This window comes from Rhodanobacter spathiphylli B39 (genome assembly GCF_000264295.1).
Lineage (GTDB): Bacteria > Pseudomonadota > Gammaproteobacteria > Xanthomonadales > Rhodanobacteraceae > Rhodanobacter > Rhodanobacter spathiphylli.
Genome location: NZ_AJXT01000048.1, coordinates 104,955 through 117,243, shown reverse-complemented (window position 1 = coordinate 117,243; position 12,289 = coordinate 104,955). Strand labels below are relative to the sequence as shown.

The 12,289-nt window shown below is 70.4% G+C and carries 10 protein-coding genes; 4 read left to right on the top strand and 6 right to left on the bottom strand.

Going from position 1 to position 12,289, the window contains the following annotated elements; translation table 11 throughout:
• The first annotated feature begins 40 nt into the window (after positions 1–40).
• From UU7_RS15285 to UU7_RS15270, 4 genes are all read left to right on the top strand, one after another.
• Complete coding sequence (locus UU7_RS15285; RefSeq protein ID WP_007809846.1) at positions 41–673, top strand: hypothetical protein; 633 nt, start codon at positions 41–43, stop codon at positions 671–673.
• A 139-nt stretch (positions 674–812) separates the two neighbouring features.
• The gene (gene rbsK, locus UU7_RS15280) at positions 813–1,712 is read left to right on the top strand and encodes a ribokinase (protein ID WP_007809845.1); all 900 of its coding nucleotides are present in this window, start codon (positions 813–815) and stop codon (positions 1,710–1,712) included.
• Complete coding sequence (pnuC, locus tag UU7_RS15275; protein ID WP_007809844.1) at positions 1,709–2,281, top strand: nicotinamide riboside transporter PnuC; 573 nt, start codon at positions 1,709–1,711, stop codon at positions 2,279–2,281. The genes rbsK and pnuC overlap by 4 nt, the downstream gene beginning before the upstream one ends.
• Positions 2,278–3,336 carry an AAA family ATPase gene (locus UU7_RS15270; RefSeq protein ID WP_040673577.1) on the top strand — a complete coding sequence of 353 codons (1,059 nt, stop codon included), beginning with the start codon at positions 2,278–2,280 and terminating at the stop codon, positions 3,334–3,336. Before pnuC ends, UU7_RS15270 begins: the two co-directional genes overlap by 4 nt.
• 15 nt (positions 3,337–3,351) lie before the next feature.
• On the opposite strand, the gene UU7_RS15265 is transcribed toward UU7_RS15270, so the two are convergent.
• The 6 genes from UU7_RS15265 to mnmE form a co-directional block, all read right to left on the bottom strand.
• Complete coding sequence (locus UU7_RS15265; RefSeq protein ID WP_007809842.1) at positions 3,352–4,539, bottom strand: VWA domain-containing protein; 1,188 nt, start codon at positions 4,537–4,539, stop codon at positions 3,352–3,354.
• Positions 4,532–6,811, bottom strand: coding sequence for a DUF5682 family protein (locus UU7_RS15260; protein ID WP_007809841.1), 2,280 nt, complete (start codon positions 6,809–6,811; stop codon positions 4,532–4,534). The genes UU7_RS15265 and UU7_RS15260 overlap by 8 nt, the downstream gene beginning before the upstream one ends.
• A gap of 7 nt (positions 6,812–6,818) precedes the next feature.
• Positions 6,819–7,901, bottom strand: a complete 1,083-nt coding sequence (locus UU7_RS15255) for an ATP-binding protein (protein ID WP_007809840.1) — start codon at positions 7,899–7,901, stop codon at positions 6,819–6,821.
• Positions 7,898–9,439, bottom strand: coding sequence for a DUF5691 domain-containing protein (locus UU7_RS17475; protein WP_007809839.1), 1,542 nt, complete (start codon positions 9,437–9,439; stop codon positions 7,898–7,900). The genes UU7_RS15255 and UU7_RS17475 overlap by 4 nt, the downstream gene beginning before the upstream one ends.
• A complete protein-coding gene (locus tag UU7_RS15245) occupies positions 9,436–10,767 on the bottom strand; it encodes an SWIM zinc finger family protein (protein ID WP_007809837.1) in 1,332 nt (443 codons plus the stop codon). Before UU7_RS15245 ends, UU7_RS17475 begins: the two co-directional genes overlap by 4 nt.
• 85 nt (positions 10,768–10,852) lie before the next feature.
• On the bottom strand, positions 10,853–12,199 hold the full coding sequence (mnmE, locus tag UU7_RS15240) for a tRNA uridine-5-carboxymethylaminomethyl(34) synthesis GTPase MnmE (protein WP_007809834.1): 1,347 nt from the start codon (positions 12,197–12,199) through the stop codon (positions 10,853–10,855).
• Between the last annotated feature and the right edge of the window lie 90 nt (positions 12,200–12,289).

The window sequence follows — 12,289 nt, the reverse complement described above, 5'->3', positions numbered from 1 at the left end:
CTTTGGGGTACTAACAAGCCGCTCAGGCGGCTCTGCTAAAATGGACGCCGTGAATAACGTTATCGAATTGAAAGGCACCGGCCAGCGCGCCCAGTTGCGCGAGGCGCAACAGAACCAGACCCTGGTCCGGTTGTGGCGCGAGGGGCTGGAGCACGGCAGCTTCTGCGGTTACGTGGGTGGCGTCGGGCGCGAGTTCTTCCTGCTGTGGGTGGTCGGCGACGGCATCACCTACGACGGCATGTACGTGATGCGCCACCGCGACATCTCCGAACTGGAGGCGCCGGACAAGCACCACGTGTTCTTCGCCAAGGCACTGGCCCTGAAGCACATCCAGCCGCACCCGCCGCGCGGCTTCCCGCTGGACAACATCCGCGAAGTGATCCAGGCCGCCGGCGCCCAGGCACCGGTGATCGGCGTGCATGTCGACAGCGAGGATGAATCCGAAGTCTGCTACATCGGCCGCCTGGTCGACGTCGAGGAAGACGGCTTCAACATGCAGGAACTGAGCCCCGACGCGGAGTGGATGCGCGAGCCCTCGTTCTTCAGCTGGGACGAAGTCTCCACCGTCAGCATCGAGGACGCCTACGCGCAATCCCTGCTGGCCGTGGCCGGCCCCGCCCCCGACCTGCTGCCCGGCGGCGACACCGGCATCGGTCGCGTCCCGTCCCCCTGAGCCTTGAGCTCCCTCCCCTGCAACGCAGGGGAGGGCTGGGGAGGGGTCGCTCTCCGCCCCCGCCCAAGCCCGCCTCCACCGCCCGCAGCAGCTAAGCTCTCCCCCTTCAATCGTGGAACCTGCGCAAGGGGTTTGAGCCATGACACGCATCGTCGTCGTCGGCAGCATCAACATGGATCTGGTCACCCAGGCGCCGCGCTTCGTCGGCCCGGGCGAAACCATCCTGGGCGAACGTTTCCTCACCGTGCCCGGCGGCAAGGGCGCCAATCAGGCGGTGGCCGCCGCACGACTGGGCGCGGAAGTGGCCCTGGTCGGCGCGCTCGGCCGTGACGCCTTCGGCGACCAGCTGCACGCGGGCCTCGCCGCCGAACACCTCGACCTCACCCATGTCGCCCGTTTCGACGACAGCGCCAGCGGCACCGCCTCGATCACCGTCGCCGAGGGCGAAAACCAGATCATCGTGGTGCCCGCCGCCAACAGCCGCGTCATGCCCGCCCAGGTCGACGCCGCCCGTTCGCTGATCGAACGCGCCGACGCCGTGCTGGTGCAGATGGAGATCCCGCTGGAAACCGTCGAGACCACCGTGCGCCTGGGCCAGCGTCTCGGCGTGCCGGTGATCCTCAACCCCGCGCCCGCGCAGCAGCTGCCCGTCGACTGGCTGAAGCTGGTTCGCTACGTCACGCCGAACCAGCACGAGCTGGCGATCCTGCTCGGCGCCGATCCCGGCGAAGACTTCAAGGCGCTGATGCAACGCGCCCCATGCCCGGTCGTGCTCACCCGCGGCGGCGAAGGCGCGTGGTATCGCGAGCAGGGCGAACCGCTGCACCAGGCCGGCTTCACGGTCGACGTGGTCGACAGCACCGGCGCGGGCGACACCTTCAACGCGGCGCTGGCGGTATTCCTGCATGAAGGCCTGCCCACCGCCGTGCGCAAGGCCTGCGCCGCCGCCGCGCTGTCGGTGACGAAGCTGGGCGCGCAGGGCGGCATGCCGCGGCTGCGGGAGCTCGAGACGTTTCTCGCGGACCCTGCCCGCACGTGAACCTGCTGGAAATCGCCGCCAACCTGATCACCGGCGCCTCGATCCTGCTGGCCGGACGCAACAGCGTGCACACCTGGTGGACCGGCATCATCGGCTGCAGCTTGTTCGCCTTCGTGTTCCTGGAAAGCCGTCTATACGCCGATACGGTGCTGCAGGCGTTCTTCGTGGTGACCAGTGTGGTGGGCTGGTGGCAGTGGCTGCATGGCAGCCATGGCGAGGCACTGCCGGTCACGGATTTGCCGACGCGCCAACTGTTGTGGCAGCTCCTCTGCGGCACGCTGGGTGCGCTCGGCTACGGCGTGCTGCTGCATCGCTTCACCGACGCCTATGCGCCGTTCCTCGACTCCACCGTGCTGGCCTTCAGCATCGTGGCGCAGTTGCTGATGATGCGCCGCCACGTGCAGAGCTGGCCGTTCTGGCTGCTGGTCAACTCCATCGCGGTGCCGCTGTACGCCAGCCGCGGCCTGTACCTCACCTCGGTGCTGTACGCGGTGTACTGGATCAACGCGGTGGTGTCGTGGCGGCACTGGCTGCACCTGCGCGGGGCCGAACCGGCGGCTGCGGCGTGAGCGAGCGATATAGTCGCGGCCTGGTGGTCGGCAAGTTCTGCCCGCTGCATCGCGGCCACGAACTGGTGATCGACGCCGCGCTGGCGCAATGCGACGAGGTGCTGCTGATCAGCTATACCCGACCCGCGTTCGAGCGCTGCGACGCCGAAGCGCGCGAGCGCTGGCTGGCCGAACGGTTCCCGCAAGCGCGGCGGCTGGTACTCGACGACGAACGCTTCACCGCACTCGCCGCCAGCCACGCCTGGCCCGGCCCCGCCACGCTGCCGCACAACGACGACGCGGACGCCACGCACCGCGACTTCGTCGGCTGGCTGTGCGATCGCGTGTTCGACTGCAGCGTCGATGCCGTGCTCACCAGCGAGGACTACGGCGACGGGTTCGCCGCCGCGTTGACCGCGTATTTCCGCCAGCGACGCGATCCGCGACACGCCGAGGTCCGACACGTCTGCGTGGATCGCGAACGCCACGCCATCCCGATCTCCGGCAGCGTGCTCCGCCGCGATCCGCACGCGCACCGCGAACACCTGTCGACCACCGTCTACGCCGACTTCGTGCAACGGGCCTGCCTGCTCGGCGGCGAGTCCAGCGGCAAGACCGCGCTGGCGCAAGCCCTGGCCGAACGCCTCGACACCGCCTGGGTTCCCGAATACGGCCGCCAGCGCTGGGCGGAGCAGGGTGGCGCCCTGGTCTACGACGACCTGCTGCACATCGCTCAAACCCAGCTCGCGCACGAACGCCAACACGCCGCCAGCGCCCGCCGCTGGTTGTTCTGCGACACCAGCCCGCTCACCACCCTGCTGTACAGCCGCGACCTGTTCGGCCGCGCCGACCCCGAACTCGAACGCCTCGCCACCCGCCACTACGACCACGTCTTCCTGTGCGCTCCCGACTTCGCCTTCGTGCAGGACGGAACGCGGCGGGGCGAAGCGTTCCGGCGGCAACAGCACGACGAATACCTGAGGGAACTGGCTACGCGCGGCATGCCGTTCACCCTGCTGGAGGGCAGTCCGCAACGGCGTGTCGCCACGGCACTGCGCGTGCTCGCGACGAGCTGAGCGGAACGTTCGGGCTCATTCCTGCCCGCGCGTGGACACCAGTCCCTGGGTCGCTGCCCACTGGCCGATGTCGTCGCGGCGGATCGCGGCGGCCATCAGGCCGGGGAAGGCGTCGGGAGTGCAGGCGAAGGAGGGCACGCCGAGGGCGGCGAGTTTGGCGGCGAGGGCCTTGTCGTAGGACGGGCGGCCTTCGTCGCTCAGCGCGAGCAAGGTGATGAACTGCACGCCGGCGTCGACCAGTTCGCGGGCGCGGGCCAGCAGGCGTTCTTCCACGCCGCCTTCGTAGAGATCGGAGATCAACACCAGGATCGCGTTGTGCGGTTCGCGGATCAGCGACTGGCTGTAGCTCACCGCGCGGTGGATGTCGGTGCCGCCGCCGAGCTGCACGCCGAACAGCAGGTCGACCGGATCGTCGAGCTGCTCGCTCATGTCGACCACGCTGGTGTCGAACACCACCAGCCGCGTCGACACCGCCGGCAGCGAGGCGAGCACGGCGCCGAAGATGCTGGAGTACACCACCGAGGCGGCCATCGAGCCGCTCTGGTCGATGCACAGGATCACCTCGCGCTGCGGCTTGCGCGCCTTGCGGCCGAAACCGACCAGGGTCTGCGGGATGATCGTGCGATGGCTGGGCTGCCAGTGCCGCAGGTTGGCGCGGATGGTGCGGTGCCAGTCGATCTCGGCATGCCGCGGGCGGCGGTTGCGGCGGGCGCGGTCGAGCGCGCCGCTGACCGCCGAGCGCATCGGCTCCTCCAGCTTGCGCAGCAGCGCGTCGACCACCTGGCGCACCACCAGTCGTGCGGTTTCTTTCGTGCCGGCGGGGATCACCTGCGACAGCGAGATCAGGTTGGCCACCATGTGCACGTCGGGCTGGATGCTTTCGAGCATCTCCTTTTCCAGCAGCATCTGGCGCATGTCCAGCCGCTCCAGCGCGTCGCGCTGCATCACCTGCACCACCGAGGCGGGAAAGTATTTGCGGATGTCGCCGAGCCAGCGCGCCACGTTCGGCGCGGAGCCGCCGTGACCGCCGCGCCGCTGCAGGCCGTGCTTGCCGTCGGGTTCGTACAGCGCGGCCAGCGCCGCATCCATCTGGCCCAGCGCGCCGTCGAGCGTGCCGCAGCTGTCGGCGGCGTCGCTGCCCAGCACCAGCCGCCAGCGTTCGGCGCGGCTGGTGGAAGGCAAGGTGTCGTCGTGCTCAGCCATCGGCCACTCCCAGCAGTTCGCGCAGCATCGGCAAGGCGCGCCGCGCGCGGTTTTCGTCCCACGTCAGTTCGGTGACGGCGGCACGCGAGGCGCCAACCGGCCGCTGCACGCGCAGGCCCAGGTCGCGCCGGTCGGCGGCCGCGAACGCGGCGAAGCTGCGCCGCACCAGCGGCAGCACGCGCACGAAATGCTCCTCGCCGAGGCCGGCGATCCATTCGTCGATCAGGGCCCACAACGCGTCGCTGTGCAGCAGCACGGTGGCGTTGCGGTTGAGGAAACCGTCCAGCCATTGCGCGGCGGGCAAGGGTTCGGCACCGGGCGACAGCTGTTGCGACAACTGCCGGCGCACCTCGTCCAGCGGCAGCACCGCGGCATCCAGCAGCAGGCGGGAGCACAGGCCGCGCAGCAGCGGCGTGCCGCTGTCCGCGTGGGCCACGATGTGCAGGGCGTGTTGCCACGCCTGCTGCTGCGATTCGCCCTGGCGCAGCTCGACGGCGCGATCGGCGGCGAGGATCTGCTCGCGCGCCTGCGCTGCCGGCTCGTCGTCCAGATCCGCCAGCGCCAGCGGCAGGCCGAGGCTGGCGCGCAACAGCATGCTGTCGAACAGCTGCGCGACCTGGGCCACGTCGGTCTGGCGCACATTGCCGTAGCGATACACGTTGGCCAGCGCGGGCAGGGCGCCGAGCAGAGCCAGCGGATCGGCATCGGTGGCGGCGCGCGCCTGCAGTTCGGCGGCGACCTGCTCGACCGCGTCGGGCAGGTTCGCCAGCAGCACGCGATCGATCAGCGAGGCCAGCTCGGACAGCCGGTTCGCCGCGCGCGCCTGCTCCAGCGCGCGCGCCGTGGCGGCCAGCGCGAGCGTGTGGCCGTAGCGACTGGCCACGATCAGCTCGACCGCGAACGACGGCTCCCACGCCAGCTGCCACACCTCGTGGAAGGTGCCGCGGCTGGAACGGCCGACCGCGCCGAGTCGCCCCCACTCGATGCCGAGCAGGGCCAGCCGGTGCAGCAGCTGGCTGCGCTGGCGGTCGTTGTCGTTGCGCAGATCCAGATCGAGCGCGCGGCTCAGCGCCTCGGGCTTCAGGCGCAAGCGTTTCTGCTGGGCTTCCAGGTCGCGCTGCAAAGGCACGGTGGGCACGGCGGACGGCACGCTGCCGAGCGCGTCGCCGAGCATCAGCCGTTCGGCGATCAGCCGCATCGGCGCGTCGTCACCCATGCAGATCACGCTGCGGGTGGCTTCGTTGAGTTCGTCCAGTCCGGGCGCCGGGCGCTCGCGCAGCGCGGCCAGGGTATCGGCCAGCCGGCTGGCCTCGATCAGGTGGGCGCTGGAGCAATCCAGCTCATGCTCGCGCAGCAGCCGCGCCACCCGCGCGAACCAGCCGATCGCGCGGCTGCCGTTCGCGGGCTGGCGCCACAGGTGGTCGTACCAGCCCGGCGCGGCGATGCCGGCGGCGTAGCCGCTGCGGCGGGCCAGGTGGCGATACGTCCACGGCACCCAGGTGGTCTGCGCCTTGAGCTTGTCGACGCCCTTGAGCACGGCCTTGTCGGCGGCCGCGGTGACGCTGGCGGCGAGCGCCGGCACATGCCACGCGCCGCAGACCACCGCGATGCGCGCGTGGCCGGCCTTGCGCGCATCGCGCAGCAGGCTGCGCATGTGCGCCTCGCGAATCGCTTCCTGCGCCTCGTCGCCGCGTAGACGCTGCGGCGCGTGCGTGCGCAGTTCGGTCATCGCCGCGGCGATCGCCTCGAACAGCCCTTCGCCGTCGCCGCGTTCCTCGACCATGTGGTTCCACCAGCTCTCGCCGTCGTCGTAGCCGGCGGCATGGGCCAGCCAGTCGAGCGGATCATGCGGCAGGTTGGCCGTGGTTTCGTCGACGACCGCTTCTTCATCGGACGCCGCTTCGTCGATGTCGGCGGCCGTTTCCTCCGCACGGCGCGCCTGCTGCTGCCAGGCCAGGCTGATCCCGGCCGGCACGTCGATGAACTGCACCGGCACCGCGGCCTGCGTCGCCCACTGCAGCGCCTGCCACTCGGGCGAGAATTCGGCGTAGGGATGGAACACCGCCAGCTGCGGATCGTCGACGGCGTGCGAGAGCAGCGCCACCGGCGGCTGCATGTCGGCATCGGCCAGGTGCGCCAGCAACGGCTCGCTGCCGGCCGGGCCTTCGATCAACACGCAGTCCGGCTGCAGCGTTTCCAGCGCACGGCGCAGGCTGCGGGCGCAGCCCGGGCCGTGGTGGCGGATGCCGAACAGGGTGACCGCGTCGGTCATCGCGAGCTCACGCCTGCTCGCGGAAGGCGCGGTACAGGTCCTTCCATTCGCTGCGTTCCTTCACCACGGTTTCCAGGTATTCGGTCCACACCACCTGGTCCTGCACCGGGTCCTTCACCACCGCGCCGATCATGCCGGCGGCCATGTCGGCCGGACGCAGCACGCCGTCGCCGAAGTGGCCGGCCAGCGCCATGCCGTTGTTGATCACCGAGATCGCCTCGGCGGTGGACAGCGTGGCGCTGGGCGATTTCAGCTTGGCCTTGCCGTCCTCGGTCTGGCCGTTGCGCAGCTCGCGGAAGATCCGCACGATCCGCGTCACTTCCTTCAACGCCGGTGGCTCGGCCGGCAGCTGCAGCGCCTGGCCGAGTTCGGCCACGCGCTTGACCACGATCGACACCTCTTCCTCCTCGCTGGCCGGCACCGGCAGGATCACCGTGTTGAAGCGGCGCTTCAGCGCGCTGGACAGTTCGTTGACACCCTTGTCGCGGTTGTTCGCCGTGGCGATCACGCTGAAACCGCGGGTGGCCTGCACTTCCGACGCCAGCTCGGGAATCGGCAAGGTCTTCTCGGACAGCACGGTGATCAATGCATCCTGCACGTCGGCCGGGATACGGGTGAGCTCCTCGATGCGCGCGATCTTGCCCAGCTTCATCGCCTGCATCAGCGGGCTGGGCACCAGCGCGGCTTCGCTGGGGCCGTTCGCCAGCAGTTGCGCGTAGTTCCAGCCGTAGCGGATCTGCTCCTCGCTGGTGCCGGCGGTGCCCTGCACCAGCAGGGTGGAATCGCCGCTGATCGCGGCGGCGAGGTGCTCGGACACCCACGACTTGGCCGTGCCCGGCACGCCGAACAACAGCAGCGCGCGATCGGTGGCCAGGGTGGCCACGGCGATCTCCATCAGCCGCCGGCTGCCGATGTACTTCGCGCTGACCTCGAAGCCGTTGTCGAGCCGGCCGCCGACCAGGTAGGTGACCACCGCCCACGGCGACATCAGCCAGTTGCCGGGACGCTGCCGCGTGTCGACCTTCCTCAGCTGGTCGAGTTCTTCGGCGAATTGGACCTCGGCATGTTGACGCAGGACGGCAGTGCTCATCGAAGCTCCGTGGAACGCGTGGATCGGGCAAGGGAATCGTGCAACGCGCGGCGCACCGCGACGATGCGCTGGAAGTCGGTCAGGCATTCGGCCAGCGCCGGGGTCTCGTCGCCGCGACGCGGCGGCAGGCGCAGCGCCGGCAGGCTGTCGGGATGCAGCAGGGTAGCCAGCTCGAGCAGCACGGCGCGCAAGGCGTAGTCCTGGCGCAGTGCATCGCCTTCCAGCAAGGCATGCAGGCTGGGCAGCAGCGCGGCGGAATAGCCGGCGGACAGCGTTTCACCCGGGGCGCACGCGCCGATGATCGGTCCGAGCAGGCCGACCTTTTGCAGCTCGGCGAGGCTCCGCGGCCAGTGGCGCTCGCGTTGCGCCATCGGCAGCAGCGCCAGCAGGTCGGACATGCCGTGGCGGAAGATCGGCGCGTTCGAGGCCAGCATCGCCTCGATCCATTCGGGGTCCGCCGCGCCGACGCGCTCGCGCCAGCCGCGCTGCAGCGCCTCGGCCCAATCCGACCTGGCGCCCCAGGCCAGCAGTTCCGCCGCGCGCATCCCGGTGTGTTCGCACCACCACGCCAGCGGCACCTGCCGCACCAGCTGGTACAGCCACCAGGCACGTTCGCCCAAGGTCTCGTGCTGCGGCCGAGTGGACTCGATCGCGGCGCCGGCCCAGTCCGGGTCGACCGCCGCGGGCGCTTCGCACTGCCAGCTGCGGCCGAGCATGCCGCGTCTGGATGTGACCAGTGCAGCCGTCCATAGGCGCAGGCGTCGCGCGTGGGTCGCATCGGGCAGCAGGGCCAGCAGACGGGCCGCGATGTAGCGCACCTCGCGGCTGCGATCCTTCAGCAGGCTTTCGAGCAGGGCAGCATCGTCCGCCTGCAGGCCGATCGCCAGCAGCTCGACCAGCGCCGCGCGCTCCTTCACTGCCAGTTCGCCCAGTTGCGCCTGCAGCAAGGCGTTCGCCGCCGCGGGATCACGGCGGCGCAGGGCGCGGAAATACTGCGCGCGCTGCTCGATGCTGCCTTGCTGCCACTGCTGCTCCTCGTCGTTCGCGTCTGGCGCGCTTTCGCCAGACGAAGCGGCATAGCGCCAATCCGGATTGCACGCGGCCAGCCACTGTCCGCGCGCGCCGAGCTGTGGCAACAGCGCCGCACGCAGGATCTGCTGCCGCTGGCCAGCCTGCAGCGCGGCCGGCAGCAGCGCGGCGGGCAAGTGCACATTGGCCGCCGCCAGCCGGAGGCAGGCCTCGTACTGCAGGCGCAACGGGCCTTCGGCGAAGGCTGAAGCCAGCGCGGCGCAGGCGGGATGATCGTCCGCCAGCGCCTGTGCATCGGCGGCGGCCGCGGTCGGCGGGACCACCGGCGGCGGCAGGCTCAGCGCCGCGAGGCGGCAGGCCGCCAGGATGCCGGCGACGCGGCAGAAACCCTGCGCCGAATCATCGCCCTGGGCGGCGACCGTCGCCATCAACGCGCCGATCTCCCCGTCGGCAGGCATCGGCACACTGCCTTCGATGCCGACCAGGGCAGCCTTCAACCAGCCGTTCATGCGCGCGTCTCCAGCGCCCACGTCGCGCCCGTCGACGCGCGGGCAGCGAGCACGCGCAGACGCCGGCCATCCCACTCGCCCATCAGCTGCATCGGATGTCCGCCGCTGAACGCGAGCAGCGACCAGCCATTGGCCAGGTCGGTGCGCAGCGGAAACGTGCCGGCACGGGTATGCAGGCACCACTGCTCGTCCTGCCGCAACGGCGTGGCCTCGGCCAGCAGCATCGGCACGGCAGGCAGCCACGGATTGCCGGCCAGCGCATGCGAGGCCTGATCGATCGCTTCGTCCGCGTCGATCGTCGGCCAGGCTTGCGCCACGCCGCTGCCCTGCTCTACCGCGATCGCCCGCAACGGCACGCTGCCTGGGTAGAAATGCAGGGTGGCCGGATAGCTGCAGCCGTTGCTCCACGCGCCTTCCCAGTCACGGCCCTGATAGGCGTAGTCCAGCAACAAGGCATGACGACCGCTGTCGTGGCCATGCAACCAGATGCGTCGCTCGCTGAGCCGCTCATCGTCGCTTTGCACCCGCTGGCCCAGCACCAGCCAGTGATCGGTGATCGCCTCGCCGCCGGCCAGTACCTCGTCCCTGTCGTGCGGCCAGCCCAGCGCGCTGCGCAGATCGGCCAGTCGGGGCGGGGCCAGCGTGTCGCGGCGGGCGACACCGTCGATCAGCAACTGCAGCAGGCCGAAGCGCTCGATTGCTTCCTCGTGGCGGCCGCCGGCGAGGGCATCCAGTGCCTCACCCAGCCGCTGGGCCAGGCCGCTGGCCTGGGCGTCGACCATCCGCGCCGCCATCGCGGCGCCGTCCTTGCGCTGCGCCTCGCCGAAGCGGGCCAGGCCGTGGCGAAACTGGTCGGCCATCCAGCGCTGCAATTCGGCGCTGCCGTCCTCGATGCGTTTCCAGCGCGCGGCCTCGCGTTTTGCCGCGGTGGCGGCGGCCTTCTGCGGATCGGCGGGCGGCTGCTCGGCGGCCTGTTCCTTCTTCGCCGCCTTGTCGCGACGCGAGGCCAGCCATTCGCCGACCCAGGCCGGCTGCTCGCTCGGCGTGGCCAGTCGCGGCTGGCCCTGCGCATGCATCAGCAGCAAGGCCAGCGCGTGCTTGCAGGGAAACTTGCGGCTGGGACAGGAGCAACGCGTGACCAGCGCGGAGAGATCGACCTGGGTCTGGTACGGCCTGGCGCCGCTGCCCTTGCACTCGCCCCACAACGCCTCGCCGTCGACACCCAGGCTCGGCCACTGGCCGTCGCCGAGCAAACCGCCGGCCGCTTTTGCCGAGGCGCTGTCCGGTGCCAGGGCCAGTACCTGGTCTCGAGTCAACGCGGTGGTCATGTGTCTGCCGGTTCCCTTCGGTCGTCATCCATGTCCGCCGAAGCATAGCCGAGGTCAGGCGTTTCTGAAGAGCGGCGTGGCCTGCTTACTTGCCGATGCAGAAGCTCGAGAAAATCGCGCCGAGCAGGTCGTCGCTGCTGTAGTCGCCGGTGATTTCACCCAGCGCGTGCTGGGCGTGGCGCAGTTCCTCGGCGGCGAGTTCACCGGCGCGGGTGGAGCTCAGCGCGTGGTCGGTCTGGTCGAGGTGGACGGCGACTTGCTGCAGGGCGAGCACGTGGCGGCGCCTGGCGCTGAAGGCGCCTTCGCCGCTGCCGGCGCCGGCGAGCAACTTGAGATGCTCGCGCAGGGGGTCGAGGCCTTCGCCGGTCTTGGCGGAGGCCCACAACCACGCGACACCGTCGCGTGTTTCGGCATGCGGGGCGAGTTGGTCGCGGTCGATCTTGTTGATCAGCACGAGGCGTTCGACGCTGGCCGGCAGCGCGGCGAAGAAGGCGAGGTCGGGGGTGGCGTGGTCGGCCTCGGTGACCAGCAGGGCCACGTCGGCGCGTTGCAGTTCGCCGTGGGCACGGCGCACGCCTTCGCGTTCGACTTCGTCGTCGGTGTCGCGCAGGCCGGCGGTGTCGGCCAGTTCGAGCGCGATGCCGTCGAGGCTCAGGGATTCGCGCAGCACGTCGCGGGTGGTGCCGGCGATCGGCGTGACGATGGCGCGGTCGGCACCGGCCAGCGCGTTGAGCAGGCTGGACTTGCCGGCGTTGGGGCGGCCCACGATGGCGACCCGGAGGCCGTCGTTGAGGCGCACGCCGCGTTGCGCTTCGCGCAGCAGTTCGGCCAGTTCGGTGCGCAACCTTTCCAGTTGCGCAGTGATCGCCGGGTCGGCGAGGAAGTCGATTTCCTCTTCGGGGAAGTCGATCGCCGCCTCGATGTGCACGCGCAGCGTGATCAACGCTTGCAGCAGTGCCTCGACCTTGCGCGAGAACACGCCTTCCATCGACTGCAGCGCCGCACGCGCGCCGGCTTGCGAGCGGGCGGCGATCAGGTCGGCGACGGCCTCGGCCTGAGCCAGGTCGAGCTTGCCGTTCAAGAAGGCGCGCTCGGTGAATTCGCCGGGGCGGGCCAGCCGTGCGCCGAGTTCGCAGACGCGGCGCAACAGCAGGTCGAGCAGCACCGCGCTGCCGTGGCCCTGCAGTTCCAGCACGTGCTCGCCGGTGTAGGAGGCGGGGGCGGGGAAGTGCAGCAGCAGGCCGCGGTCGATCAGTGCGCCGGCACCGTCGCGGAACGCGGCGAAATGGGCGTGGCGCGGTTGCGGCGGGCGGCCGAGCAGGGCTTGCGCGATGTTCGGGACGGCGGGACCGGAGACCCGGACCACGCCGACGCCGGCCGTGCCGGAGGCGCTGGCGATGGCGGCGATGGTGTCGGTGGTTTCGGCGGTCATGGGCGGGACTTTACAGGGCGTTTCGGGTTTTCCAGAAACGACACAGCCGCGACGGTTGCCCGGTCGCGGCTGTGGCTTGCCGTTCGGCGC

Excerpts from the sequence above, each read along its gene's own strand:
- mnmE (WP_007809834.1), bottom strand. The coding sequence starts at position 12,199 with ATGACCGCCGAAACCACCGACACCATCGCCGCCATCGCCAGCGCCTCC.
- rbsK (WP_007809845.1), top strand. The coding sequence starts at position 813 with ATGACACGCATCGTCGTCGTCGGCAGCATCAACATGGATCTGGTCACC.
- UU7_RS15285 (WP_007809846.1), top strand. The coding sequence starts at position 41 with ATGGACGCCGTGAATAACGTTATCGAATTGAAAGGCACCGGCCAGCGC.
- UU7_RS17475 (WP_007809839.1), bottom strand. The coding sequence starts at position 9,439 with ATGAACGGCTGGTTGAAGGCTGCCCTGGTCGGCATCGAAGGCAGTGTG.
- UU7_RS15245 (WP_007809837.1), bottom strand. The coding sequence starts at position 10,767 with ATGACCACCGCGTTGACTCGAGACCAGGTACTGGCCCTGGCACCGGAC.
- UU7_RS15255 (WP_007809840.1), bottom strand. The coding sequence starts at position 7,901 with ATGAGCACTGCCGTCCTGCGTCAACATGCCGAGGTCCAATTCGCCGAA.
- UU7_RS15260 (WP_007809841.1), bottom strand. The coding sequence starts at position 6,811 with ATGACCGACGCGGTCACCCTGTTCGGCATCCGCCACCACGGCCCGGGC.
- UU7_RS15265 (WP_007809842.1), bottom strand. The coding sequence starts at position 4,539 with ATGGCTGAGCACGACGACACCTTGCCTTCCACCAGCCGCGCCGAACGC.